Annotated in this window: 18 protein-coding genes; 9 read left to right on the top strand and 9 right to left on the bottom strand. The window is 74.5% G+C overall.

The features are described from left to right. Positions 1 to 36: 36 nt before the first annotated feature. Positions 37 to 1,407 carry a cytochrome P450 gene (locus ACIOGZ_RS00695; protein WP_400804745.1) on the top strand — a complete coding sequence of 457 codons (1,371 nt, stop codon included), beginning with the start codon at positions 37 to 39 and terminating at the stop codon, positions 1,405 to 1,407. A 99-nt stretch (positions 1,408 to 1,506) separates the two neighbouring features. Continuing rightward, entirely contained in the window at positions 1,507 to 2,529 is a 1,023-nt protein-coding gene (locus tag ACIOGZ_RS00690; protein ID WP_400984206.1) for an L-tyrosine/L-tryptophan isonitrile synthase family protein, read from the top strand. On the opposite strand, the gene ACIOGZ_RS00685 is transcribed toward ACIOGZ_RS00690, so the two are convergent. Genes ACIOGZ_RS00685 through ACIOGZ_RS00675 form a run of 3 tightly spaced genes read right to left on the bottom strand, consistent with a single transcriptional unit; the run spans position 2,514 to position 5,608 of the window. After that, a complete protein-coding gene (locus ACIOGZ_RS00685; RefSeq protein WP_363579542.1) occupies positions 2,514 to 3,407 on the bottom strand; it encodes an ABC transporter ATP-binding protein in 894 nt (297 codons plus the stop codon). The genes ACIOGZ_RS00690 and ACIOGZ_RS00685 overlap by 16 nt on opposite strands. Beyond that, a complete protein-coding gene (locus ACIOGZ_RS00680; RefSeq protein WP_363579543.1) occupies positions 3,404 to 4,492 on the bottom strand; it encodes an iron ABC transporter permease in 1,089 nt (362 codons plus the stop codon). Before ACIOGZ_RS00680 ends, ACIOGZ_RS00685 begins: the two co-directional genes overlap by 4 nt. Positions 4,493 to 4,495: 3 nt before the next feature. Continuing rightward, on the bottom strand, positions 4,496 to 5,608 hold the full coding sequence (locus ACIOGZ_RS00675; protein WP_400984204.1) for an ABC transporter substrate-binding protein: 1,113 nt from the start codon (positions 5,606 to 5,608) through the stop codon (positions 4,496 to 4,498). A 186-nt stretch (positions 5,609 to 5,794) separates the two neighbouring features. Between ACIOGZ_RS00675 and ACIOGZ_RS00670 the strand changes: the two genes are divergently transcribed. Both ACIOGZ_RS00670 and ACIOGZ_RS00665 read left to right on the top strand, forming a co-directional pair. Beyond that, complete coding sequence (locus ACIOGZ_RS00670; protein ID WP_363579547.1) at positions 5,795 to 6,601, top strand: helical backbone metal receptor; 807 nt, start codon at positions 5,795 to 5,797, stop codon at positions 6,599 to 6,601. A 49-nt stretch (positions 6,602 to 6,650) separates the two neighbouring features. After that, positions 6,651 to 7,679: a transglycosylase SLT domain-containing protein gene (locus tag ACIOGZ_RS00665; RefSeq protein ID WP_363579549.1), complete on the top strand. Its 1,029-nt coding sequence runs from the start codon at positions 6,651 to 6,653 to the stop codon at positions 7,677 to 7,679. 88 nt (positions 7,680 to 7,767) lie between these two features. Here the strand turns inward: ACIOGZ_RS00665 and ACIOGZ_RS00660 are convergent, their stop codons facing one another. From ACIOGZ_RS00660 to ACIOGZ_RS00650, 3 genes are all read right to left on the bottom strand, one after another. Further along, positions 7,768 to 9,957: a hypothetical protein gene (locus ACIOGZ_RS00660; protein ID WP_363579551.1), complete on the bottom strand. Its 2,190-nt coding sequence runs from the start codon at positions 9,955 to 9,957 to the stop codon at positions 7,768 to 7,770. 205 nt (positions 9,958 to 10,162) lie between these two features. Further along, on the bottom strand, positions 10,163 to 11,752 hold the full coding sequence (locus ACIOGZ_RS00655) for a lipase maturation factor family protein (protein WP_363579667.1): 1,590 nt from the start codon (positions 11,750 to 11,752) through the stop codon (positions 10,163 to 10,165). Between the two features lie 235 nt (positions 11,753 to 11,987). After that, a complete protein-coding gene (locus tag ACIOGZ_RS00650) occupies positions 11,988 to 13,061 on the bottom strand; it encodes a GAF domain-containing protein (protein ID WP_363579553.1) in 1,074 nt (357 codons plus the stop codon). A gap of 420 nt (positions 13,062 to 13,481) precedes the next feature. On the opposite strand from ACIOGZ_RS00650, the gene ACIOGZ_RS00645 reads away from it, so the two are divergent. The 5 genes from ACIOGZ_RS00645 (at position 13,482) to ACIOGZ_RS00625 (ending at position 18,883) form a co-directional block, all read left to right on the top strand. Continuing rightward, positions 13,482 to 14,756: an acyl-CoA dehydrogenase family protein gene (locus tag ACIOGZ_RS00645; RefSeq protein WP_400804726.1), complete on the top strand. Its 1,275-nt coding sequence runs from the start codon at positions 13,482 to 13,484 to the stop codon at positions 14,754 to 14,756. A 512-nt stretch (positions 14,757 to 15,268) separates the two neighbouring features. After that, entirely contained in the window at positions 15,269 to 17,446 is a 2,178-nt protein-coding gene (locus ACIOGZ_RS00640) for an ATP-binding protein (protein ID WP_400984201.1), read from the top strand. After that, positions 17,446 to 17,877: a roadblock/LC7 domain-containing protein gene (locus ACIOGZ_RS00635; RefSeq protein WP_360205186.1), complete on the top strand. Its 432-nt coding sequence runs from the start codon at positions 17,446 to 17,448 to the stop codon at positions 17,875 to 17,877. Before ACIOGZ_RS00640 ends, ACIOGZ_RS00635 begins: the two co-directional genes overlap by 1 nt. After that, positions 17,874 to 18,254, top strand: a complete 381-nt coding sequence (locus ACIOGZ_RS00630; RefSeq protein WP_363579557.1) for a DUF742 domain-containing protein — start codon at positions 17,874 to 17,876, stop codon at positions 18,252 to 18,254. Before ACIOGZ_RS00635 ends, ACIOGZ_RS00630 begins: the two co-directional genes overlap by 4 nt. Positions 18,255 to 18,307: 53 nt before the next feature. After that, positions 18,308 to 18,883, top strand: coding sequence for an ATP/GTP-binding protein (locus tag ACIOGZ_RS00625; protein ID WP_363579559.1), 576 nt, complete (start codon positions 18,308 to 18,310; stop codon positions 18,881 to 18,883). A gap of 133 nt (positions 18,884 to 19,016) precedes the next feature. On the opposite strand, the gene ACIOGZ_RS00620 is transcribed toward ACIOGZ_RS00625, so the two are convergent. The 3 genes from ACIOGZ_RS00620 to ACIOGZ_RS00610 form a co-directional block, all read right to left on the bottom strand. Continuing rightward, the gene (locus ACIOGZ_RS00620; protein ID WP_363579560.1) at positions 19,017 to 19,496 is read right to left on the bottom strand and encodes a MarR family transcriptional regulator; all 480 of its coding nucleotides are present in this window, start codon (positions 19,494 to 19,496) and stop codon (positions 19,017 to 19,019) included. 100 nt (positions 19,497 to 19,596) lie between these two features. Continuing rightward, positions 19,597 to 21,561, bottom strand: coding sequence for a hypothetical protein (locus ACIOGZ_RS00615; RefSeq protein ID WP_363579562.1), 1,965 nt, complete (start codon positions 21,559 to 21,561; stop codon positions 19,597 to 19,599). Continuing rightward, entirely contained in the window at positions 21,558 to 25,319 is a 3,762-nt protein-coding gene (locus ACIOGZ_RS00610; RefSeq protein WP_400984198.1) for a DUF5682 family protein, read from the bottom strand. Before ACIOGZ_RS00610 ends, ACIOGZ_RS00615 begins: the two co-directional genes overlap by 4 nt. Positions 25,320 to 25,322: the final 3 nt, after the last annotated feature.

Raw genomic sequence — 25,322 nt, 5'->3', positions numbered from 1 at the left:
CCCCGTCATGCCCGCACGACCGGAGGAACACCGCAGATGACCGACACCGTCCACAATCCGGCGCCGGCCCACCCGGCGGACGAGCCGCGCTGCCCGTACGGGTACGACCAACTCCCTGACCCCGTACCGCTGTACGGCCCCGCGTACAAGAGCGACCCGTACCCGCTCTACCGGCGGATGCGCGAGGCCGGGCCGGTACACCGGGTGGAGTTCCCGAGCGGCATCCACGCCTGGCTGGTGACCGGCTACCAAGCCGCCCACGAGGCCCTCAACGACCCCCGGTTCGGCAAGAACCACGCGCTGGGCAACGAGGACTGGCGCAAGCTGGCGTCGATCATGCCGGAGCCGCAGCACTCCCAGTTGCAGGTCCACCTGCTGCACCAGGACCCGCCCAAGCACACCACGATGCGCAGGCTCGTCCTGGACGCCTTCGCGCCGCGTCGGGTGGAGTCGTTGCGCCCGCGCTTCCAGGAGCTGGCCGACGCACTGGTCGACGAACTGCCCGAGGCCGGCGGCGCCGACCTGGTGGCCGGCTTCGCGGCACACTTCCCGTTCCGGGTGCTCGCCGAAGTGATCGGCCTGCCATCCGAGTTGGCGAGGCGATTCGACCGCGACTGGGGCAAGGTCGTGCAGCCCGTCGGCCCGCACGACCCGGGCCGCCCGGCGTACGAGGCGCGGCTGCGCGGCCTCCAGACGTACATCGCCGACGTCGTCGCCCACAAGCGCGCCGGGAACCCCGTCGATGATCACGACCGACACGACCCGGCCACGGCCGGCGCCGACCTGCTGGGCCGGCTCGTCGCCGCCCACGACGCGGGCGAGTTGAGCCGCGAGGAGCTCGACTCCATGGTGTTCCAGCTGCTGGTCGCGGGCCAGGAGCCGGTCACCAACCAGATCACCACCATGCTGATCACCCTGCTGCGCCACCCGGACCAGCTCGCCCGGCTGCGCGGCTCCCTCTCCGAGGGGCCCGCCCACGACCCCGACCTGCTGGCCCGCGCGGTGGAGGAACTGCTGCGCCACGACGCCGCGTTCGAGCTCACCACCTGGCGTTTCCTCGCCGAGGACGGAGACCTGTTCGGGACCACCGTCCCGGCCGGCGACTCGGTGATCGTCTCGCTGTGTGCCGCCAACCGGGACGAGACGCGGTTCCCGGACGCGGACCGCCTCGACCTCGACCGCACGCCCAACGCCCATCTCGCCTTCGGCCACGGCATCCACTACTGCCCCGGCGCCGCCCTGGCCCGGGCCGAACTCCAGACCGCCATCGCCACCCTGCTCACCCGGCTGCCCGGGCTGCGCCCGTCCGCAGCCGCCGGTGAGGGCCTGGACTCCCTCGCCTGGATCCCCGCCGTCCTGGCGCGCGGGGTCAACCGGCTGCCCGTCGGCTACGACCGGCGCGTCTGAGCCGGGGCCCTCGGCCACCGCACGAACACCCCGAGGCCGCCCGCCGACGTCCACCCGGCGTCCGCTCCACGCCCGCACCACCTTCCACGGAGGACCACCATGCCGCCCGCCGGCACCGTTTCCACCCGCCACCACCACACCGCACCCGGGCCCACACCCGCGCCCGAGCCCGCGAACACCGGGGGCGGCGCCGACCCGCAGTCCGACCCGCAGTCCGCCGCGCGGCTCGCCGCCCGGATCCTCGGCCTGCTGCTGCCGCACCGCCGCGCCTCCGACCCGGGGCTGGACGCCAAGCCCGAGCATTTCCCGTTCCAGATAGCCCAGTTGACGGACTTCATCACCGCCGGCGACCCGATCCTGTTCACCCTGCCCGGCTTCCCCTGCAAGTCGCCGAATCCCGCGAAGGTGCTCAGCCACCTGCCCGACGAGGGCGAGCGACTGTCGCTCACCTTCCTCGACGGGCTCTGCGCGGAGATCGGCGGGTACTACGAGCCCGGCGCGCGGATCCTGATCTGCTCGGACGGCCACATCTTCGGCGACCTCGTCCACGTCCCCGACGACCACATCGACGAGTACTCCGACGAGTTGACGGCGATGATCGCACGCGAGGACCTCTCCCACCTCGCCACCTTCGACCTGCGGGACGTCCTCGGCGACCTGCCGTACGACGACAAACGCGCCCGGGTGCACGCCCAGTACGCGCCGAGCGTCGAGGAGTTGCGCGAGCTGGTGCTGACGGACGAGGAGACCCTGCGGCTCTACCGCGGCATCACCCGCTTCCTGACCGACGACACCGTCGGCTTCACCGGCACCCGCTCCGCCCTGCAACGCGACTGCCGCCGCCGCGCGTACGGGGTGATCCAGCGCAGCCGCGCCTGGGGCGAGTTGATCGCCGAGCAGCACCCCCGGTCGGTCCGGCTCTCCATCCACCCGCAACCGGCGGGCGCACCGAAGTTCGGCATCCGGCTGCTGGAGGCCGCCGACGCCTGGATGACGCCCTGGCACTCATCGGTACTCCACCGTGCCGACGGGGACTGGGAGTTGCTGCGCAGCGAGGACGCCGCGCAGCGCGGCCGGCTGGTCGAACTCGACGGCCGGCCGAGCCACTACGAGGCGTTCTGACGCGCGGGCCCCACCTCGGCAGCCTGCACCCCCTCGACCCCCGCCCCACCAGCGTCCGCCCCGGCCCCGGCACCCTCCACCGGGGCCGGGGCCGGGGCGGTCGGGACGGCCGGCGTGCGGTGGTCGAAGGCGATCAACGGGTCGCCGGTGAGCGGGTGTTCGACCACCGCGGCCCGAACGCCGAAAACCTCGGCCAGCAGCTCCGCGGTCAGCACCTCGCGCGGCGCCCCGGAGGCCACCAGGGCGCCGCGGTGCAGGACGTGCAGCCGGTCGCAGACGGAGGCGGCGGCGTTGAGGTCGTGCAGCGCGACCAGGGTGGTGCGGCGCTGGTCCCGCAGCAGGGCGAGGAGTTCGACCTGGTGGCGGACGTCCAGGTGGTTGGTCGGCTCGTCCAGCACCAGGACGTCAGGCTGCTGGGCGAGCGCGCGGGCCAGCAGCACCCGTTGCCGTTCGCCCCCGGACAGTTGGGCGAAGCGGCGGTCGGCGGCATCCGCCATGCCGACGCGTGCCAGCGCGTCGGCGGTGATCCGGTGGTCCTCGGCGTCGTCGGCGGCGAACGACCGCTTGTAGGGGGTGCGGCCCATCGCGACCACTTCGCGGACGCTCAACTCGAAGTCCCCGCCCCGCTCCTGCGGCAACGCGGCGATGTGCCGGGCGGACTGCGCGGGGCGCAGCCCGGCCAGGTCGCGCCCGGCCAGCAGCACCCGCCCGGCGCTCGGCCGCAGGTGCCGGTAGACGGTGCGCAGCAGGCTGGACTTGCCGCTGCCGTTGGGCCCGACCAGGCCGGCGATCTCCCCCTCCTCGGCGACCAGGTGGACGCCGGCCACCACCGCCCGCCCGGACAGGGTGACGCTCAGGTCCTCGACGGCGATCCTCACGTGCGCTCCAGTCGTCGGTCCAGCAGGTAGAGCAGGGTGGGGGCGCCGAGGACGGCGGTGACCACGCCGATCGGCAGTTCCTGGCCGTCCAGCGCGGTGCGGGCCACGGTGTCGACCACGACCAGCAGCAGCGCGCCGGTGAGCGCGGACAGCGGCAGCAGGCGCCGGTGGTCGCCGCCGACGAGCAGACGGCAGACGTGCGGCACCATCAGTCCGACGAAGCCGATCGCGCCGGAGACCGCGACCAGCACGCCGGTCAGCACGCTGGTGACGACGAAGACCTCCCGCCGCAGCCGGGTGACGTCCACGCCGAGCCCGGCGGCCGTCTCGTCGCCCATGAGCATCGCGTTGAGCCCGCGGGCACGGGCCTGGAGCAGGGCCAATCCGAGCGCCACCGCGACGGCGGGGACGGCGAGTTGGGCCCAGACGGCGCCGCCGAGACTGCCCATCAGCCAGAACAGCACGCCACGGGTCTGCTGCTCGTCGCGGGTCTGCAGGACGAGGTAGCTGGTGATGCCGCCGAGGAACTGGGCGATGGCGATGCCCGCGAGGACCAGGCGCAGCGGGGAGAAGCCGCCGCCGCGCCGGGCCGCCAGCCAGACCAGGGAGAACGCGGCGAGCGCGCCGGCGAAGGCCGCCAGGGAGACGGTGAGGCCGAGCGCGCTGCCGAAGGCGAGGTCGAGGCCGAGCGAGGTGCCGAGGACGATCGCGGCGACCGCCCCGAGGGAGGCGCCGGAGGAGATGCCGAGCAGGTAGGGGTCGGCGAGCGGGTTGCGGACCAGGGCCTGCACGGCCGTGCCGACCAGGCCGAGCCCGGCCCCGACCATCGCCGCCAGCAGGGCGCGCGGGACGCGCAGCTGCCAGACGATGAGGTCGCGGGTGCCGGGTTCGGGGGCCCGCCCGGTGAGGTGGTGGGCGACCACCGACCAGACCTCGCCGGGCGGGATGTCCACTGCGCCGAACGACACGGCGGCGGTCAGCGCGAGTACCAAGGCGGCGATCAGCGCGACGGCCAGCGGCCCGGCCCGCAGGGTGCGGGCCGGGCGGGGCTCGTCGCGCCGTTCGGCGGAGACGGCCGACGTCACCGGCTACTGCCCGTTCTTGACGAGGTCGGGGTGGACGGTGGCGGCGATCTGCCGGACGGCATCGGCGTTGCGCACGCCCGCGATGGTGGTGACCTCGGAGCCGAGCCGCACGAAGTGGCCCTCCTGGACGGCCTTCAGGCCCTGGGTCGCGGGAAAGCCACGCAGGAACGCCTCGGCGTCGTCGAAGGCCTTGCGGGTGGCCTCCTCACTGCCCCGGTTGCGGACGGCGAGCTGGATCCAGTCCGGGTTCTTGGCGACGACGTCCTCCCAGGAGCCGGGCTTGAAGTCGGCGTCGCAGTCGGCGAACACGTTGCGGGCGCCGGCCTGGGTGATCACCGCGTTGGCGACCTGCCGACCGCAGACCGCCACCGGCTGCTTGGTGCCGGCGTCGAAGTCGAAGACGAAGTAGCCGGGCCGCTGCGCCTCCGCGACGCCGGCGAGGGCGGTGCGCACCTCGCCGATCTGCTTCTCCATCCCGGTGACGAGTTCCTCCGCACGGGCGGCCGTGCCGGTGACCGCGCCGAGGCGGCGGATGTCGTTCTCGACCCCGGACAGGTCGGTGCGCGGCGCCTTGGCGGCCTTGGGGGTGCCGGCGCAGGCGGTCGAGAGGAGGTAGACGTGCTGGATGCCGGCCGCCGCGAACTCCTCCTCGCTGGGCCCGGTGGCGCCACCGCCCATCATCGGCATCGCGCCGAAGGTGTCGACGTACAGGTCGGCGCCGGAGCCGAGCAGCTTCTCCTTGGGGATGGTCTTGTCGCCGAGCACCGGCACCTTGGCGCCCTGTTCGGCCAGGGCCGGCGGGAGAGTGCCCTTGCCGGGCGGGAAGCCGGTGCCGATCACCCGGTCGCCCGCGCCGAGTTGGAGCAGTATCTCCAGGGCGGCGGCGTTGCTGGTGACGATCTTGGCGGGGGCCTTGGCGATGGTGGACTCGCGGTCCGCGCAGTCGGCCACCTTGACGGGATAGCCGCCGGCCGGGGCGGTCTGGGCGGCGCCGGCCGCGCCGCGCTCTCCGCCTCCCCCGCCGCCGTTTCCGACGCCGTTTCCGGCGCCGCTTCCGCAGGCCGTGGCGAACAGGGCGACGGCGGCCGCGATTCCGCAGACAACGCGAGGGCGCATGACAATTCTCCTGGTCGGTGATCGTGCTCGGGGCCCGTCCTGCGAACCCGGACCAGGTAGTCGGCCGGACCGTCCGGGGGGTTCCCGGGGATTTCCGCACCGCCCGGCTCCCGTTCACCCGCCGGCCGCTGCCCGTTCGCCGCCCGACCGCCGCCCATCCGCGAACCCCCGGCGTAGGGTGACCGGATGGCCGATCCCACCGTCCTGCGGGACGATCTCGACCTGCCCGTCCGGTTCGGCCCGCGCCCGCCGCGCCGGGTGGTGTCGTTGGTGCCGTCGCTGACCGAGGCGGTCGCCGCCACCGCACCCGGGCTGCTGGTCGGCGCCACCGACTGGTGCAGCCATCCGGCCGACCTGGCGGTCACCAGGATCGGCGGCACCAAGAACCCGGACGTGCCGGGCATCCTCGCCCTCGCCCCGGACCTCGTCCTCGCCAACGACGAGGAGAACCGGCGCCCCGACCTGGACGCGCTGCGGGCGGCCGGCCTGCCGGTCTGGGTCACCGACATCCGCACCCTGGACGACGCGTTCCGCTCGCTCGACCGGCTGCTCACCGCCGCCTGTGCGCTCCCGCGCCCGGACTGGCTGGACCGGGCCGAGGCAGCGTGGTCCCCGGTCCGGCGCCCGCCGGACGGCCCGCGGGCGATCGTTCCGGTCTGGCGCCGCCCGTGGATGGTCCTGGGCCGCGACACCTTCGCCGGGGACCTGCTGCGCCGCCTCGGCCTCCGGCTCGTCCACGCCGGGCACGCCGAGCGCTACCCCGCCATCCCGCTGCCCGAACTGCTCGCCTGCCGCCCTGAGTTGGTGGTCCTCCCGGACGAGCCGTACCGCTTCACGGCACAGGACGGCCCCGAGGCGTTCCCCGGCGTCCCGTCGGCGCTGGTCAGCGGACGCCACCTGACCTGGTACGGACCGTCCCTGGTGACGGCGCCGACGGTCCTCGCGCACGCGTTGGACCACCCGTTCGTACGGGGCTCGAACGGCACATCGTAGGATGACCGCCACTCACCGGGACCGCCGGTGACGAGTGGGGGGAACCACAGTGGCAGTCAGCGCATCCCGGAGAGCACTGGTCATGGTGTCGGCCGCAGCAGTCTCGACGGCCGTCCTGGCCGGCTGCGGCACCAAGCACGCCGACAACCACCAGAACAGCGCGCCGGACACCACGGCGGTCGCCGCCACCGGGACGCCGACCGAGACGCCGAGCGCGAGCCCGTCCGCGACCGCCACCCCGACGCCGACCGCCTCCCCGACGGCCAGTGCCTCCCACAGCCCGAACCCGTCCGCGAGCAAGTCCAGCAAGCCCGCCCCGACCACCCCGGCCCCGACCGCCACCAAGCCCGGCGCCCCGAGCAGCCCGCCCGCCGCTCCCACCACACCGCCCCCGGTCGCCAAGCCCGCCGTCGTGGCCCCCGTGCCCGTCGCCAAGCCCGGCCCGGTCGCTCCCCCGCCGCCGCCCGCTCCGCCGACCCCGCACGTCCCGCCGCTGCAGAGCAGCTGCCAGCCCAGCAAGCCCCAGCCCGACGAGCCCAAGGAGGCCGTCGGCGCGGCCCTCGCCACCGCCGCCGGCCAGGCCCGCACGCTCAACCTCAGCAGCGGCGGCACCGACAAGCTCCCGCCGCTGCCCGTCAACCTGGTCAAGGCGATCGCCTGGCAGGAGAGCGGCTGGCAGTCCGGCATCCTCGCCTGCGACGGCGGGATCGGCACCATGCAGATCATGCCGAACACGATCAGCTGGATGAACAGCAAGTTCGGCACCACCTCCGATGCGAAGACCCTCCCCGGGAACGTCCAGCTCGGCACCCAGCTGCTCGACTGGCTGGTCGCCTACTACGGCGACTCCTCCTTCGACGGCAAATACGACCTCTCCCCCGACCCGGCCACCGGCAAGACGCCGCTGCTCGACCTCGTCATCTCCGCGTACAACGCCGGGGCGGGCAACGTGCACTACAACACCGTCACCGACCCGGCCACCGGCCAGGTCGTCGGCAGCCTGGTCATCCCCAACCCGGGATACGTGGCCAACGTCAAGGCGTTGATGACCGGCCAGCCGTGGACCAAGACCGGCTGACAAACCCCCGAACCCGCGCGGGACGGCGGAAGGGCCCGGAACGCGGTCTCGCGTCCCGGGCCCTTCGCCGTTGTTCCCCGCTGGTACGTCAGCCCCGCGCGGTAGTGACGGCGGCGCCCAGCGCCTCCTTGATCCGCGGCCCGAGGCGGGCGAAGCCCAGCTCCTTCATCGCCGCCCGCAGCAGTTCCTCCTCCGTACGCTTCACACCGTCACCGTCCACCCACCGGACGACGGCGAGCAGCTCGTCGGCCGAGTAGGCGGTCACGGGCCGGCCGGGCGTGAAGTCCGGCTTCTCGGGCCGGCCGGCCGCGACGGGCGCGGGCTCGACGGCGGGCGCGGGCTCGACGGCGGGCGCGGGCTCGACGACCTCGGCCACCGGCTCCGCAACGGCGGCGGGCTCAGCAACGGCGGCGGGCTCAGCAACGGCGGCGGGCTCAGCAACCGGCTCGACCTCGGCCACCGGCTCCGCGACGGCGACAGCAGGCGCCTCCTCGACGGCCTCGGCCTCAGCCACCGGCTGCACGTCCTCAATGGCCTCGGTCGCTTCAACCGACTCCACGACGACAGCGGCGGGCGCCTCCTCGACGGCCTCAGCCTCGACCACCGGCTCCGCAACAGCGGCAGGCTCAGCAACCGGCTCGACCTCGGCCACCGGCTCCACGACAGCGGCGGGCTCAGCGACCGGCTCAACCTCGGCCACGGGAACCTCGACCGCGTCGACCTCGGCAACCGTCTCAGGCTCCGCAGCTTCCTCGACCTCGACCACCAGCTCCGCAACGGCGACGGCGGGCGCCTCCTCGACGGCCTCGACCTCGACCACCGGCTCCACGACAACGGCAGGCTCAGCGACCGGCTCAACCTCGGCCACGGGAACCTCGACCGCGTCGACCTCGGCAACCGTCTCAGGCTCCGCAGCCGGCTCGATCGTCTCCGGCTCGACGACGGGCGCGTCCTCCAGGAGCGGAGCTTCCTCCGCAAGCTCGACCTCGGCCTTGGCGTCGGCCACGGCCTCGACAGCGGAAACCTCGACGGCGGCCTCGGCCTCCGTGGTTTCCGCGGCCTCCGCCAGGGCGGCGGTCGCGGCGACCACCAGGTCGTCGGCGGCCGGGGACGGTGCCGGGAGGGAGACCACGACAGCGGACGGGGCTTCCTCCGTCACCTCCTCCTCGGCTGCCTCGGCCGTCTCGACCACGGCCTCAGCCTCGCCCGAGTCTGCTTCCGCTTCCGCTTCCGTGTCCGCGTCGGTCACCGTCTCCTCGACCGAAACCGGACCCGGACCCGGAACCGAAGCCGGAACCTCGACGGTGCTGCCCTCCCCCGCGAGCCCATCGCGCTGGCCGCCGGCCAGGGCCTGGCGGGCGGCGAACGCGGCTTCGGCGGCGCGGCGGTCGGCCCGGGCGGCGGCGAGTTCGGTGAGCAGGTCGCCGAGGCCGGCTTCCTCCAGGGTGGTGCGCAGCCCGCGGATGGTGGGCAGGCGGTAGAGCGTGCCCTCGTCCGCGGCGAGCCGCTCGACGAGGTCGACGAGCTCGGCGAAGGCCAGCCCGTCGAGGTCGTGGTCGGGGAGCAGCCGGGCGAGGCCGCGCAGTCCGGTGTTGATCGCCTCGAAGGCCTGGGCGGTCCGCTCGACCAGGGCGCCGTCGGCGGGGACGACCGGCAGGGTGCCGGCGGGGGCGAGGGCGGCCCAGGCGCGGCGCTCGACCTCGGCGGAGGCGAGTGCCTCGTGCAGGTCCTCGCGGCGGATGCGGCGGTCGGCGGCGAGGGCCGTGGCCTGCTTGCGCAGGGAGCGGGCGCGCAGCCAGGAGAGCTTGACGCCGTTCTCGCGGCGCCAGGTGCCGTCCGCGGTGGCGGCGGCGAGGGCGCCGAGGTCGGCGTCGTAGGCGGCGGGGGTGAGGGTGGCGGATGTGCGGTGGACGCGCTGGAGCATCTCGACGAGGAGTGCGGCCTTGGCGACGGTGTCGGGTTCGTCGAGCTTGGCGTCGGCGGCGAGGACGGTGACGGCGTCCCAGGTCTGGCGGAGGTCGCGGCCGCGCAGTTCGGCGAGGGCGGTGGAGGCGGCCCGGGCGTCCTCGGGGGTGGCGACGGTGTCGACGGCCGCGTACCAGGCGTGGGTGTCGGCGGTGAGGGTGAAGGCCCCGAGTTCGGCGTAGCGGCCGAGGTCCTCGCGGAGGTCGGTCTCCGCCGTGGTGGCCTTGGCGTCCTGGGGGTCCTTGACGTCTGCGGCGTCGGCGACGTCCGCCGGGTCGGCTGCGTCGGCGTTGCGCGAGTGAAGCACTGTCATGTGAGGTCCGGTTCTGGGCGACGACGGCGGGGCTGGCGGCGAGGGGGCGGCGGACCGGTTGCGCGGGGTGCCCCGGGGGCGGGGCTGGGGGGCGCGCGGGCGGGCCGCCGGTTGTGGACGCCCAGAATACGGGTGCCCGTTCGAGCCTTGCACGCACCCACCGCCCGACGGGCCGGTGTCGTGTGCCATACCCCCCGCCTGGCCGCTACCCGGGAGGGCCGCACGGGTGGTGGGACGTTGGGCCGGACGGGTACTGGGGCCCACGGCCGTCGGGCCGGGCGGGCGGGGCCCCCGGGCGGGCCCCGGGCCGCCGCAGCCGGTCCAGCGGGACGGCGCGGAGCCGTCGGCCGAGGGGTGGGCGGTACCCGGCGTGGCCGAGGGAGGTGAGGTCGACCGGCGCGAGGTACTCGTGGAGCGCGGTGCGGTGCCACCATGCGCCGGTTTCCCGCAGTTCGCGCCAACTGGTGAACCGGTAGAGGTAGAGGGTCGCCCGGACGTGGGTCGGCGGGGTGCCGGGAAAGGGGTTGTGGCGCAGCAGGCGGAGGGTGGCGGGATCGCCGGCGAGCAGGCGCGCGACGAAGGGCAGGAACCAGGGGCGGGCGTAGGCGGGTGAGATGCCGGCGAACCACATCAGCCAGTCGAGCCGCAGGTGGTAGGGGGCGTACTGGCGCGGGAGACGGCGCACGTCGCCGGGTTTGCCCTTGAAGCCGTACTCGTGCCAGACGGTGTGCGGGGTGAGGGTCGGTTCGTCGGTGCCTTCGACGACGACCTCCTGGCGGACGCGGCTGATGCTGCCGAAGGCGCCGTAGGTGTTGACGAGGTGCAGCCGGTTGAAGGAGCGGTTCATGGCCTGGCGGCGGGAGACGAGGTTGCGGACCGGCCAGTAGCTCAGGACGGCGACGGCCGCGGTCAGGGCGATCACCAGCGCCTCGAACCAGACGGGCGTGGCGGGGTGGACGCGGGCGTGGACGGGCAGTCCGATGCGGGCCGGGTCGACGGCGGCGAGGGCGAGCGTGATCGTGAGCCAGTTGAGCCAGGCGAAGTTGCCCGAGGCGATCAGCCACAGCTGGGTGGCGACGACGGCGCAGGCGGCGTAGCTCGCGACCGGCTGCGGGAGGAGGAGTCCGACGGGGACGACGAGTTGGACGAAGTGGTTGGCGGCGACCTCGACGCGGTGCAGCGGGTCGGGCAGGTGGTGGAAGAACCAGCTGAGCGGCCCGGGCATGGGCTGGGTCTCGTGGTGGTAGCGCAGGCAGGTGAGGTCGCGCCAGCAGCGGTCACCGCGCAGTTTGATCAGTCCGGCGCCGAACTCGACCCGGAAGACCAGCCAGCGCATCAGCCAGAGCACCAGGGTGGGCGGCGCGGTGTCGGCGTTGCCGAGGAAGGCGGCGAGGAAGCCGGCTTCGAGCAGCAGCGACTCCCAGCCGAAGGAGTACCAGGTCTGTCCGACGTTGACGATCGAGAGGTAGAACCCCCAGAGCACCGCCCACAGCAGGACGGACGCCCAGAGCGGGACGGCGTCACCGAGTCCGGCGGTCACGGCGGCGGCGAGCGCGGCGCCGCTCCAGGCGACGGCGGCGAAGAAGCGGTCGCTGTAGTGGAGGTGGAACAGTCCGGGCGCGTGGCGGAACGGGACCCGGGCGGTGAAGCGGGGCACCGGCAGCATGCCGTCGCTGCCGATGAGGGCGCGGAACTGTGCGGCGGCGGCGAGGAATCCGATCAGGTAGAGGCCGGCGAGCAGGCGTTGGACGAGCAGTCGGCTCAGCCAGTGGTCGGGGGCGGCGAACCAGTCCATGCGGCCCATGCCTACCATCTGCGGCCGCCGGGCGGGACGCGGCCGGGGTGCGGGCGGGGACGGTTCACCCGCTCGGGCCCGCACCCGGACGGCACCGTGGCGGGGAGCCTCTCCTCGGGGGTGAGAGGCGCCCCGCCACGGTGGCGGGTGGTGCGCGGTGGTGCGGATCGGCGAGCGATGGTGCGGAGGGGGACGGCGACGCCGCACGCGGACGGCGGGTCGGCGGGTCGGCGGCTCAGTTCGGCAGGACGAGTCCGGACTCCCCGGCGATGCCCGGGCGGCCGACGGGGGTGGCGCCGTTCTGTTGGAGCCGGTCGACCAGCAGGGCGGCCAGCGTGCCGAGTTCCTCCTCCGTGCGGGACTGCGCGGTGACGTCCATGCCGACGGTGAGGACACCGTTGACCTGGCCGGTGCGCGCGGCCCGCAGCGGGGTGCAGGTGAAGCTGAAGACCTGCTGGCCGCGCTGGGCGTCGGGGCGGCCTGACTGGATCCGGACGTCGTTGAGGACGGTGCTGCGCCCGGTGTGGTAGGCCTCGACGATGGCCTGCTGGAGGCCGGCGGCGCCGAGCTGCGGGTAGGCCAGGCCGATCGCGCCGTACGCCACCGGGGCGCCGAAGGTGTCGGCGTGCTGGGCGTTGGCGTAGCGGATCTCCTGACCGGGACCGTCGGTCAGCATGATGGGGAACGGGGAGCCGTCGAAGGCGGCGAACATCTCCTGCTGCTGGGCGAGCAGGTTGTCGCGCAGCCGGATCTCGGAGAGCAGCGCCTCGGCGAGGTGCTGGATGTCGCGCAGCCGCTCGCGCCCCCACTGCCGGGGTTCCCGGTCGAGGACGCAGACGGTGCCGATGACGGTGTTGGTGTCGTCGACGAGCGGGGCGCCGAGGTAGGCGCGCACGCCCAGTTCGTCGACGACCGGGTTCCCGGAGAACCGGGGGTAGGCGAGGATGTCGTCGAGCGCGAGGGGGGAGCGCTGGGCGACGACGTGCGGGCAGAAACCGTGACTCAGCGGCATCTGACGGGTGGGGAGGTCGAAGGCGATGCCCCGATCGGCCCAGGAAGCGCCGTCGTCGACCGCGACGTCGTTCGAGTTTGGCGGAATGTAGAGCCCCCGGAACATCTGGCGCTCGTCGTTGATGAAGTTGACCATCGCGATGGGAGCGCGGGTGATGCTGGCGGCCAGGTGGGCGAAGCGGTCGAAGGCCTCGTCCGCGGACGGTTCGTTGAGACCAAGGCTGCGCAGCCTGCGGGTCCGCTCGGACTCCCCGGCGGCACCCGGGAACTGGCCTTGAGTGCTCATCACATCAGTCATGGCGCACATGTAATCAGACATCCGGGCGGTTCGGTGCTCCCGGTCCGGCTCATCACCGTTGCTGATGGACAGTCAAAGCCGCATGTGAGCGGCCGCTCAGCAGGTTGCCGCGGCGGGTCAAGATCACTTCCCACTCAGAGCCATGGCAAAACTCCTCAGCGTAAGGACGGGCCGATTTCCGCCAATTCAAGATCGACTCTGGGTCAGCACAGGAGGCCCATACGACAATGAGCCCTGCCGAAGACACGGGCGGCATTCCCAATCCCCGGGAAGCCGCCCCGAGTTCCGCATGCACCGATTGCGACGGGGCAGTCGGCCGCCACCACCTCGAACCCCCACTCATCCCCGGGGAGCGGCTGGAGCGACTTCGACAGCACGGACGGAGGCACGGCACATCCACTGACACGAGAGGACCCCAGCATGGCGATGGACTACTTCACCGACGAGCGCCACGAGAGTCTCCGAGCGGAGGTCCGGGAGTTCGCGGAGAAGGAGGTACGCCCGCACGTGGCCCGAATGGAGGCCGAACGGACCGTCGAGTTCGAACTGTCGCGGGAGATCGCCCGGCGGGGCTGGATCGGGGTGACCATTCCGCGCGAATTCGGCGGACTGGGGCTGGGGCACCTCGCCAAGACCGTCATCGTGGAGGAACTCGCCCGGGTCAGCGGCGCCATGGGCGCGGTGGCGCAGGCCTCACAGCTCGGTGTCGCCAAGGTCATCCACTTCGGCTCGGACGTCCAGCGGCGCAAGTGGCTGCCGAGGTTCGCCTCCGGCGAGTCGCTGCCGACCATCGCCGTCACGGAGCCGGAGTGCGGCGGCCACGTGCTCGGCATGTCCGGCACCGCCCGCCGCGAGGGCGACCAGTACGTGCTCAACGGCCGCAAGTGGTTCGTCGGCAACTCCCACATCGGCGACGTGCACGGCGTGGTCCTCCGCACCGGCGAGGGCAGCAGGGGCCTGTCCGCGTTCCTGGTCGAGAGCGAGCGCCCCGGCTTCCGCGTCGGCGAACTCGGCTCGCAGAGCGGCCTGCACGGCTTCAGCTTCGGCGAGATCGTCTTCGAGGACTGCCGCATCCCCGTCGGCAACCGGCTGGGCCTGGAGGGCCAGGGCCTGGACGTCGCCTACTCCTCCTCCACCCTCTACGGCCGGCTCAACCTCGCCGCCGTCGCGCTCGGGATCCACACCGCGATCGTCGAGGACACCGCGCGCTTCGCCGAGGAGCGGGTGCTCTACGGCAAGCCGATCAACCGCCTGCCCAACATCGCGCTGAAGCTCGGCGAGATGCAGTCCAGGCTGATGACCGCCAAGCTGGCCGCCTACCACGCCTCGCACCTGCTCGACCACGGCAAGGCCTGCGATGCCGAGCTGATGAACGCCAAACTCATCAACACCGAGTACGCGCTGGACTCCGCGCGCAACGCCATGGAGATCCACGCCGCCCGGGGCCTGCAAACCGAGTTCAGCATCGAGCGCTACCTGCGCGACGCCACCCACGTCTACCCGCCGGCCGGGACCTCGGACGTCCAGCGGCTGCGGCTCGGCCAGGTCGCCTGCGGCACCTACGGCAAGCAGTGGTCGGCGGAGCTGTCCGACCTGGCGAGCTGGGCGTGGACCGAACTGTCCCAGCGGGAGGCCGCAGTGGAGCTTCAGGCCATCGGCGGCGGGCAGGTGGTACCGATACCGCTGGCGGGCTGAACCGGCGCTGCGCACCGACGGACCTGCGCACCGACGGACCTGTACACCGACCGACCTGCGCACCGACGGACCTGTACACCGACCGACCTGCGCACCGGCGGACCGGCGGGCCGGGCTGTCGGACGAGGGCGAACGTTCGGCGCGGCGGTGAATTGACCTGTTCCTGACGACTCTCCGGGAGGTTCTCCCGGCTCCCGGAGAGCCGTCCGCGCACCGCCCACGCGCCGCCCGCGGCCGACGTGAGCTGCGACGTTCCGCCGGCGGACACTCCTTCCGGGCACCTCCGCCATCGCCATCACCCGCCCACATATCGTCAGTTGATGTTGCGATGAGGGCACTTGGGACTGATACCGTTCCTGCCGTCGGCGGCCGTGCTGCACCCCCGCCCGGGCGATGACACCGCGTCACCCCGTCCGGCCACCCCGGCCGTGGCGCCCTGAAGCCCCGGCCGGACCTCGTTCAGGCCGACCCGCCGTTCGGCCCAGCGACTCGGCCCTGCACCAAGGAATCAGATGCCAGGCATATCGGCCCCCCGCACGGCCCACCGCGCCGGCCGGTCCGGCTCGCTCCGCAGCTCGCTCCTCGCCCTCGTCCTGGTCCCCAGCCTGGGCCTCGCCGCCGCCTGGGGCTACGCCGCCTACCTGCTGCGCGGCGCCGAACACCGCACCACCGTGATCGCCGGAAGCGCCGTCGTCGCCCTGGTCCTGCTGATCAGCCTGGTCCACGGCATCCGGACCGCGCGAACCCTGTCCGCCCGCCTCGGCGCACTGCGCGCCGACACCCTCGCGCTCGCCCAGGACGAGATCCCCGAGGTCGTCGGACGGCTGCGCGCCGGGGAGCCCGTGCCCACACCGCCCGCCTGGTCGCCGTCCCGCCGGACCGGCGACGAGGTCCAGCAGACCTCCGACGGCCTCGCCGCCGTCCGCCAGGCAGCCGTCGCCGCCATCATCCACCAGGCCCAGGGCCGCGAGGGGACGAAGAAGGTCTTCCTCAACATCGCCCGCCGCACCCAGATCCTGATCCACCGGCAGATCAGCATGCTCGACGCCCTGGAGCGCGAGCACGAGGAACCCGAGCTGCTGCGCGAACTGTTCGCGGTCGACCACCTCGCCACCCGGATGCGGCGCAACGCCGAGAACCTCGTCATCCTCGGCGGCGCCCTGCCCGCCCGGCGCTGGCGCAACGCCGTGCCCATGGTCAACGTGCTGCGCAGTGCCGTCTCCGAGACCGAGAACTACGCCCGCGTCGTCGTCCAGGGCGTGCCGCGCGCCTCACTCAGCGGACAGGCCGTCGCAGACGTCATCCACCTGATCGCCGAACTCATCGAGAACGGCACCACCTTCTCCCCGCCGTACACCCAGGTGCAGGTCTCCGCGCAGGAAGTCCCCAAGGGCCTGGCGGTCGAGGTCGAGGACCGCGGCCTCGGCATGGGCGAGGACGAGTACGAGCGGCTCAACGACTACCTGGCCAACCCGCCCGAGCTGGACGTCTCCGCCCTCGGCGACGACCTGCGCCTCGGCCTGTTCGTCGTCGCACGGCTGGCCGCCCGGCACGACATCCAGGTCACCCTGCGGCCCTCGCCCTACGGCGGCACCCGGGCCGTGGTGCTGGTGCCGTCGGTGCTGCTGGAGCAGGCCGAACAGCCGGCCGCCATGGCCGGGCTGCCGTCCGGCGCGCGGGTCACCCGGACCCCCGTCCCCGAGCCCCTGCGGGCGGCGGGCGGCAACGACCCCGGCGGTCCGGACGGGGGGCTGACCGGCGCGCTCGCCGGAGTGCTCGGCGGGCTGATCGGCACCGGACCGGGCGCTCCGGCGCCCGGGGCCGAGCCGGGTGCGCCCGGCGGGCCCGGCGAGCCCGGGACTGGTGGTGTCGCCGGCGGCCTGGTGGCGCCTGGCGTTCCCGGAGCTCCTGGTGTTCCCGGCGCGCCTGGCGTTCCCGGTGTGCCCGGTGTGGGTGGTGTGCCCGGTGCGGGTGGCAGCGGTGTGATCATCGGCGAACTGCTCGCCCAGTACCCCCTGGAGGGCGGCCCGGCCGGGGGAGCCGCCCCCGGCCCGGCCAACGGCGGTCTGCCGGTCGGTGCCGAGATACCCGGACTGCCCGGGGCCGTGGTCGTCCCCCGGCCCGTTCTCCCGCGCCCGTACGAGGCCCCGTCCGACAGTTCGCCCGGTGAGCCGTCGGCCGACGGCCGTGCTGCGGACGTGCCGGCCGGAACCACGGCCGGGACCACGGCCGGGCCCTTCTACGGTGCCACCGCCGAGCCCCCTGCGCCCGCGCACGAACGCGCCCAGGAGGAGCAGTTGAACCACGGACCGGACGGCGAACTGCGCACCCCGCGGGTCCTGCCGCAGCGGGTCCGCAACGCCAGCCTCGCCGAACAGCTCCGCGAGGCCCACGCTCCCGGCGCCATGCCGCCCCCCGTGGTCGGCCCGCCGACCCAGGCCGGGCCCTGGCACGGAGCCGCCGGGGCCACCGGAGAAACCGGGGCCGCCAGGGCCGACGACCCGTCGCCACAGCGATCCCGCACCACCATGGCCGCCATCCAGCGCGGCACCCGGACCGCCCGCGCGGCCGACCCCGACGCGCCGACCAGCCCCACCGCCCCCCAGGCGCCCGCCGCGCCCCACTTCCCGGCCGCACCTTCCGCCGCCCGGGAAGCCTCCGCCGTTCAGGAAGCCAAGGAACAGCAGTGATGACGCAGCACACCGACACCCAGCGCGACCTCAACTGGCTGCTGGACCAGCTGGTGGCGCGGGTACCCGAGACCCGGCACGCCATCGTCCTCTCCGAGGACGGCCTGCTGGTCGGCATGTCCCAGGGTCTCGACCGGGCCGACGCCGAACACCTCTCCGCCGTCGCCTCCGGCCTGCAGAGCCTCGCCCGCGGCGCCGGCCACCGCTTCAACGGCGGCCGGGTCCGGCAGACCGTGGTCGAGATGGACCAGCTGTTCCTGTTCGTCACCACCGCCGGGCAGGGCGCCCGGCTCGCCGTCCTCACCAGCGAGCAGGTGGACGCCGGGCTGATGGCCTACGAGATCAACATGCTGGTCAAGCAGGTCGGCCAGTACCTCACCGCGGCGCCGCGCAGCGACGCAGGCCAGGCCGGCGCGGGCGGCGGTGCGTGACCGCCGACGCCGACGAGGCCTGGTTCTACGACAAGGACGCAGGCCATCTGGTCCGCCCCTACGCGATCACCAACGGGCGCACCGGCCCGGTCCGTGACGGATTCGCGCTGATCACCCTGGTGGTCACCTCCGACCCGCGCACCGACACCAGCCGGCTCACGCCCGAACCGGCCGCGATCCTCGACCTGTGCCGCGAACGCCCGCTGGCCGTGGCCGAGATCGCGGCCACCCTCGACCTGCCGGTCAGCGTCGTCAAGGTGCTGCTCGACGACCTCGCCGAGGCCCGGCTGATCCTCACCCGCGCCCCGGTCCAGCTCGCCGAGGCGCCGGACATCTCGCTGATCCAGGCCGTGATCGAGGGCGTCCGCCGGCTCTGACCCTGCGGACCCGACCGCCCCGCACCTCTCAGTCCCACTCCAGGAGAACCGAATTGACGACCCAGAGCCTGGTGCCGGGCGCGGTCAAGATCCTCGTCGCCGGCGGCTTCGGCGTCGGCAAGACCACCATGGTCGGCTCGGTCAGCGAGATCGAACCGCTGCAGACCGAGGAGCGGATGACCCGCGCCAGCATCGGGGTCGACAGCCTCGACGGCGTCCAGGGCAAGTCCACCACCACCGTGGCGATGGACTTCGGCCGGATCACCGTCCGCGAGGACCTGGTGCTCTACCTGTTCGGCACACCCGGCCAGTTCCGGTTCTGGTTCATGTGGGACGACCTCGCGCTCGGCGCCCTCGGGGCGATCGTCCTCGCCGACACCCGGCGGCTCGAATCCAGCTTCGCCGCCGTGGACTTCTTCGAGCAGCGCGGCATCCCGTTCGCGATCGGCGTCAACTGCTTCCACGGCCGCCGCGACGCCAGCCCCGAGGACGTCCGGCGCGCCCTCGACCTCGACCCCGAGGTCCCGATCGTGCTCTGCGACGTGCGGGAACGGGCGTCCAGCAAGGAGCTGCTGCTCGCCTTGCTCGACCAGGTGCACCGCAACGCCCTGTCCGCCGGGCGGCGTTGAGCGTCCGGTCCGTACGGGCTTGTCGGCTTGCCGGGGCCGGCGCCGACCTTGATGTCGGGGTCGGGGTCGGGGTCGGGGGCCAGGTCGGGGTCGGGGGTCAGGTCAGGGCCGGGGTTCAGGCGTTGGCCAGGGTTCAGGCGTTGGCCGGAGTGCGGCCGGTGAGCCCGGCCGGGTCGTCGAGTCCGGAGAGCGCGTGGACCAGCGGTGCCAGCTCCGGCACCTCGGCGGCCTGCGCCAGCGTCGCCTCCAGGGTGGCGTCGTGCACCGGGCGGGCGGACGTCAGCAGGGTGCGGCCCTCCGGCGTCAGCTCGGTGTAGATCCCGCGCCGGTCGTCGGCGCAGAGGTAGCGGCTGAGCAGCCCACGGTCCTCCAGCCTGGTCACCAGGCGGGTCGTCGCGCTGCTGCTCAGCGCCGCGGCGCGGGCCAGCTGCTGCATCCGCATGTGCCACCCGTCCTGCCGCGACAGGGCGTCCAGCACCGTGTACTCGACCACCGAGAGCCGGTGCTCCGCCTGCAGCGCCTTCTCCAGCGCCGCGTCGATCAGCCCGTGCAGCGCGGCGAGAGTTCGCCAGCCACGGGCCCGGACCTCGGCCGCGTCGTCGCGGATACCCATAGCTCGCCTTCCCTTCCACGTCCCTGCACGTCTCGCGACGTCTTCCCTGCGACAAGTATGCCAGCTGACGCGGATTAGCTGTCTATGCAAATACTTTTCCTTATACCTCCCCCCGATGCCGGTCCAGAGCGGGCTCCCCGGCCCAGGCGGCGGCGCAGAGCGCGGCGGCCAGCTCCTCCGTGTAGCAGGCGGCCGCCAGCCAGGACCCAGCGAAGGCGTCGTGGTCGTCCGGGACCACCCGGCCGAACACGTCGCGGCGCCGGTCGGCCGCGGCGGCCCGCAGGGCGTCCAGGAGCTCGGCGGCCGTCACCAGCCCGGCGGCGCGCAGCAGGCTCCCGTCGGCGGCCGCCGTGGCCGCGCTCGGGGCCAGGGCGTGGCGCCCCGTGGTGACCGCCTGCTCGACCCGGCGGCCGAGCACGTGGACGGGTGGACCGTAAGGGGCCTCGTTCGGGAGACCGGCCGGGAAGCCGGGCCCGGCATCGGCGGGTGCGGCGGTCCGCTGGTCGGCGGTCCGGAGGTCGGCGGTCTGGAGGCGTTCGAGGCCGAGATTGACCCGGTCGGCCCGGTCCGCGGGGACGGCGAGCGAGGGAAGGCCGGGGATCTCGGGGGCCATCGAGGGCTCCGGGGGTGTACCGATCGCGAGCAGGCGAAGCTCCGGCCGGTCCGATCGCTCCAGACGGCCGATCACCCGCAGCCGCAGGCCGGGCGCGGTGGCGAGCAGTGCGAGGTTCGCCCGGAAGGCCAGCCCCGGGTGCTCGTGCCCCGTGCACAGACCGACCACCAAGCCGCCGTCGCCGCCGTCGGCGCCGTCGGCACCGCCCTCGCAGCGCGCCAGCAGCCTCGGCGCCCCGCCCGGGCCGGCCGGAGCCGGGCCCAGCAGAGTCACGTCCAGGAACAGCAGGTCGCTCCCGGCCGGACGGCCCTCGTACGGCAGCGGCTCCGCCGCGAGCACCCGCGCCACCTGGGCGGCCGCCGGTTCGGCCCAGAGCGCGGCCACCGGCTCCGCCGTCCACGCCGCGCCCGCCGCCCGAACCGCCCGGACGGAAGCACCCGCGCCCAGCCGCCCGGCGGCGGACCGGGTGGCGCCCTGGACGGCCAGCCCGGCGCGGCTGAACTCCCGGTGGCTGAGCGGGGCCTCCCCCAGCCGGACCGTCCGGTTGCCCGCACCGACCGCCTGCGGGGCCGCGTCCGCCGCATCACCGTGCGGCATCACCTCGGCCACCGTGCTGAGCCGCCCCCCGGCGTCCACCGCCCAACTCACCACTCCCGCATGCGTGGCCGTCAGCACCGGCTCGGCGAAGAGCCCGTACAGCCGCAACCCGCCCTCCTCGCCGTACGCCTGGCGGGCGGTGCCGCGCAGCTCGGAGACCGGGCCGCAGCCGGTGCTCAGAGCGGTGGTCAGGTCCAGCAGCTCACGCAGACCGGCCACCAGGTCCGCCAGCCGGTGGTCCGGCGCCCCGGACCGGGCCGCGCGCACCCTCGTCACCACCGCGACCGCCGCCACGGCCGGGCGGTACAACCCCGCCAGCCGCGCCCGGTGGGCCGCCCGCAGCAGCTCGGCCTGCGCGACCGCCCCCGCGCCGCTCACCCCGGCGGCCAGCACGGCACACCCGGCTCGGTGGAGATGATGGGCCGCCGCCACCTCCACCGGGGTGGGCCCGGCCTCGGGCTGCGCCTCCTCCGAGGACGCTGGGGCGGCCTCGGTCGGCGTGACCTCCTCGGTCTCCTCGGTCTCCTCGGTCTCCTCGGCCAGTTCGGCCAGTTCGGCCAACGGGCAGAGCGTGACCGCAGCGGCCCGGTGCACGCAGGCCGGGGCCAGCAGGCAGCCGCAGCGCACGTCGGCCGCATCCGCGACCACCGCGCCCGGGGCGTGCAGCACGAGCGCCGTCTCCTCGTCCACCTCCACCCGCCACTCGTCGCCGCAACGGATCACCGGCCGCTCCGCCAGCTTCGCCGCCGCACCGTCCAGCCGCTTCTGCAGCCGGGCGCTCAACCCGGCCACCACCTCCGCGACCACCTCCGGCCGGACCACCGGCCAGCCGCTCGTCCGCTCCGTCACACTCATCGCACCTTCTCCCCCACCCAGCGGGCCAGTTCCAGCGGACTCAACGCCGCCACGGGCATGCCGGCCGCGACCAGCTGGCCCGCGACCGCCTTCGAATAGCGGGCCGTCCCCGTGTCGTCCAGCGCCGCGCAACCGAGCAGGTGCACACCGGAATCCACCAGTGCCCGGGTCTGGGCCAGCAGCCCGCCCACCGGACCGCCCTCCTCGAAGTCGCTGACCACCACGACCAGCGTCCGGGACGGCACCGTCACCAGCTTCCGCGCGTACCGCAGGCCGCCCGCGATGCTGGTGCCACCACCGATCCGCACCTCCAGCAGCACACTCAGCGGATCCTCCACCCGCTCGGTCAGGTCGACGATCTCGGTGGAGAACGCCACGAAGTGGGTGCTCAGCGAAGGCACCCCGGCCAGGATCGACGCCGTCAGCGCCGCCCAGACCGTCGACGCCTCCATCGACCCGGAGACGTCCACGACCAGGATCAGCCGCCAGTCGGCCGACTGCCGGGCCCTGGTCCGGAACACCGGGCGCTCGGGCACGATGAGCGTGCCGCCGTCCCCCGACGGGCGGGCCGTGGCGAGATTGGCGCGAATGGTCCGCTCCAGGTCCAGTCCGCCACCCGGCCGACGCGTCGGACGCGGCACGCTGATCCCGGTCAGCGCCGGACGCAGCCTGGTCGCCAACGCGCGCGTCAGCTCGTCCACCAGACGCCGCACCAGCGGACGCAGCCGCGCCACCCTCGCCTCCGGCAGGCCGCCCGCATGCTCCAACACCGTGCGCAGCAAGTCGACCGACGGGCGGACGGCGCCCGGCTCGATCGCCTCCAGGACGTCCGTCCGGCCCTGCGCCACGGCGGCCGCCAGCACCTCCTCCCGAACGCCCGGCCCGAACAGCGCCGACAGTTCCTCGGCCCACTCCCGCACCCCCGGAAAGGGCGCCTCGCGGCCTCCTCGCCCGGACCGCCCGTCCAGGCCCGGGCCGGAGCCCTCGCCTCGCCCGCTGCCGTACAACTCGTCCAGGGCGGTGGCGAGTCGGGCGCAACGCCCGTTCAGGCCGCTGCCGGGGCGACCGAGGAGCAGCCGCCAGCGCTCGGCCGGGGCGAGGGCGTGCCGCGTGGCGACAGGTGCGGAAGGGAGAGGGCCGACGTGGTGCGGAGGCTCGGGCACCGGGTCGTCCCCGGGCGCCGGCAGCAGGCCGCGCCGGGCCAGCGCCGCGCGGGCGGCCAGATCCGCGCGGACCCAGCCGGCCACCACCGCCGGTGGGACGTCCTCGGGCAGGCTCGCGAGCCGGGTGCCCAGACGTTCCTCGACCAGGACCAGCAACCGGTCCCGGGCGGCCGGACTGAGCGTGTCGAAGCCGCCGCGCAGCGCCGGCAGCCGGTCCAGGAAGGCGGCGTCGGGCAGCGAGGTGATCCGCTCCAGCACGGGCTCCAGCGCCTCCGGTGCGGCGGCGAACAGCCCCTCCGCCGCCGTCAGCAGGCCGACCAGCCCCCGACCGAGCGCGTGCCGGGCCTCCGGACCGGTCGCCCCGTCCACCCACGAAGCCGCCCGCCCGCCCAGCACCTCCGCCCGCTCCCGGCCCAGCAGCACCCGCACCGCTCCGACCGCACCTCGCACCAACGGACTCCCCCGGTCCGCGAGTTCGGCCAGCACGTGCCCCAGCCGCAACCCGCCGTCCAGGTCCGCCCGCCGCGCCAGCTCCACCAGTGCCCGCGCATCCGCCGGATCGTCCGACCCGCCCAGCCCCTCCAGCTGCCGTACGGCCGCCACGGTCAACACCTCGCCCACCGCCCCCAACCGCCCCGCCCGCACGGCCGACGACCCGCCCGCATCGGGTGCATCGGGTGCATCGGGTGCATCGGGTGCATCGGGTGCATCGGGTGCATCGGGCAACGGTGCGGAGCCGTCGGGGGTGTCGGGTGAGGGGTATCCCGGGAGGTGGCCGGCGGCGAGGCGGTCGAGGAGGGCCAGGGCGTCGAGGAGTTCGGGGAGGGTGCCGGAGGACGGGAGGACGGCGGCGAGTTGGGTGAGGCGGGTGTCGGCGAGGGCCGGGAGGCCGCAGGCGGCCGCGTCGGTGAGGCCTTGGAGGACCTCGCGGGCGGTGGGACCGTCGGCCTGCTGTTCTCGGCGGAGGCGTTCGCGCAGGGTGCCTTCGGCGGCCTGCGCGAGAGTGACGCCCCGGGTGCCCGCGACGGTGAGCATCGCGGCAGTGGCCGGGGTCCAGTGGAGGCTCCAGCGCGTGCCGATGGTTTCGGTGCCGCCCGCGCCGGTGGTGGTGACGGGGTCGGCGTAGGGGACCCCGCAGGTGGTGAGGCGGTGGAGGAGGATCTCGCGGCGGCGGTCGAGGGGGGTGCGCAGCGGGTCGAGGCGGAGTTCGCGGGGCTCGGGGTCGGCGGGGCCGGGGAGGCCGAGGTCGGCGAGGAGGGTTTCGACGGCGGGGGCGAGCCCGCTGCGCGGGGCCGCGGGGGTGGCGCGGCCGGTTCGGGTGCCGACCAGGACGCGTTCGAGCGCCCGGGCGACGGCCCGGCCGCGGCCGAGGGGTTCGCCTTGGGCGAGGACGGTCTGGACGGCTTCGACGAGTTCGCCGCGGCCGGGGGCCGCGTGGCCGCGCAGGCGGGCGAGGTCTCCGGCGAGGCGGACGATCTCGCGGGCGTCGGCCGGGCCGGAGGGGTGGTCCTGGCTGCGCAGTGCCTCGCAGATCCGGACGGCGGTGGTGGTGAGGGCCAGGGTGAGGCGGTCGGGGTCGCCGCCGGCGTCGAGGACGGTGTGCTGCCACTCGGGATCGCGGATGCCCGCCGGATAGCCGGAGCGGGCGTCGAGCAGCGGGTACGTGTAGGGGATCAGGGAGAGGGCGTGCCCGAGGTCGTCCGGGTGCGGCGGTTCCTCGGTGGCGGCGGGCCCGTCGAGCAGGGCGGGCGCGTGGAAGGCACCGACGACGACGGCGACCCGGCGCCCGTCGGCCGCCGCGGCCCGGATCCGGGCCCGCATCCAGGCTTCGCGCCGCAGGTCGTACGGGTCGACGCCGGAGCCGGTCTCGGCGTCGCGGCGCAGCGCCCAGCCGACCAGCAGGGCGGCGCGCCGGACGGCGTCGGGGGTGGAACCGGGGGCTGCGGTCTCGACGAGGCGGTCCCACAGGTCGTCGTCAAAGGCGCGCCCGGTGAGGCGGTGGCGCAGCGCGTCGGCGACGCCGGGGGTGCCCGGGGCGTCGGCGACGGGCTGTTGTTCCCCGTGGAGTGTGGTGCGGTGGGCGAGCGGGAGGTCGCAGGCGAGTGTCTCGACGCCGTTGCGCCGGGCCCAGCGCAGGGCGACCAGCTCCGGGGAGAAGTCGGCGAACGGGTAGAAGGCGAGCCGGCCGGGGCCGGAATCGGCCGCGGTGCCCCGACCGCCCTCGCGGCCGGCCGGGGCGGCCGCGAGGGCGACGGGGGCCTGGGTGGCCTCGTCCGCCAGCCAGCCGAGCCAGGGCTGGAACTCGGCGGGGAGTTCGACCAGCACCACCTCGGGCTTGGCGGCGTCGAGCAGCGCGGGGAGGACCGCGCTGAGCGACGGCGCGTGGTGCCGCACGCCGATCAGGTAGGGCCCGGGCCGGCCGGTGCCGGAGGCCGCCAGTTGGTCGGCCGCGGCCCGGACGGCCTGGCGCGGGTCGTCCAAGCCGTCCAGGCCGTCCAGGTGGTCAGGACCGAGCGGACGGGCGGGGCCGTCCTGGCGGTCGCGGCCGGCCTGGCGATCAGGGCCGGCCGGGGCGGGCGTCACCGTGCTGGTCATGGC

Origin of the sequence: Kitasatospora sp. NPDC088160, from assembly GCF_044741445.1 — a bacterium.
Classification (GTDB): domain Bacteria; phylum Actinomycetota; class Actinomycetes; order Streptomycetales; family Streptomycetaceae; genus Kitasatospora.
The sequence above is the reverse complement of the archived record's forward strand: the minus strand, read 5'-3'. Positions and strand labels throughout refer to the sequence as shown.

Coding starts and splice junctions, on each gene's coding strand:
- ACIOGZ_RS00695 (WP_400804745.1), top strand. CDS start 37: ATGACCGACACCGTCCACAATCCGGCGCCGGCCCACCCGGCGGACGAG.
- ACIOGZ_RS00690 (WP_400984206.1), top strand. CDS start 1,507: ATGCCGCCCGCCGGCACCGTTTCCACCCGCCACCACCACACCGCACCC.
- ACIOGZ_RS00675 (WP_400984204.1), bottom strand. CDS start 5,608: ATGCGCCCTCGCGTTGTCTGCGGAATCGCGGCCGCCGTCGCCCTGTTC.
- ACIOGZ_RS00670 (WP_363579547.1), top strand. CDS start 5,795: ATGGCCGATCCCACCGTCCTGCGGGACGATCTCGACCTGCCCGTCCGG.
- ACIOGZ_RS00660 (WP_363579551.1), bottom strand. CDS start 9,957: ATGACAGTGCTTCACTCGCGCAACGCCGACGCAGCCGACCCGGCGGAC.
- ACIOGZ_RS00655 (WP_363579667.1), bottom strand. CDS start 11,752: ATGGACTGGTTCGCCGCCCCCGACCACTGGCTGAGCCGACTGCTCGTC.
- ACIOGZ_RS00650 (WP_363579553.1), bottom strand. CDS start 13,061: ATGACTGATGTGATGAGCACTCAAGGCCAGTTCCCGGGTGCCGCCGGG.
- ACIOGZ_RS00645 (WP_400804726.1), top strand. CDS start 13,482: ATGGCGATGGACTACTTCACCGACGAGCGCCACGAGAGTCTCCGAGCG.
- ACIOGZ_RS00640 (WP_400984201.1), top strand. CDS start 15,269: ATGCCAGGCATATCGGCCCCCCGCACGGCCCACCGCGCCGGCCGGTCC.
- ACIOGZ_RS00635 (WP_360205186.1), top strand. CDS start 17,446: ATGACGCAGCACACCGACACCCAGCGCGACCTCAACTGGCTGCTGGAC.
- ACIOGZ_RS00620 (WP_363579560.1), bottom strand. CDS start 19,496: ATGGGTATCCGCGACGACGCGGCCGAGGTCCGGGCCCGTGGCTGGCGA.
- ACIOGZ_RS00615 (WP_363579562.1), bottom strand. CDS start 21,561: ATGAGTGTGACGGAGCGGACGAGCGGCTGGCCGGTGGTCCGGCCGGAG.
- ACIOGZ_RS00610 (WP_400984198.1), bottom strand. CDS start 25,319: ATGACCAGCACGGTGACGCCCGCCCCGGCCGGCCCTGATCGCCAGGCC.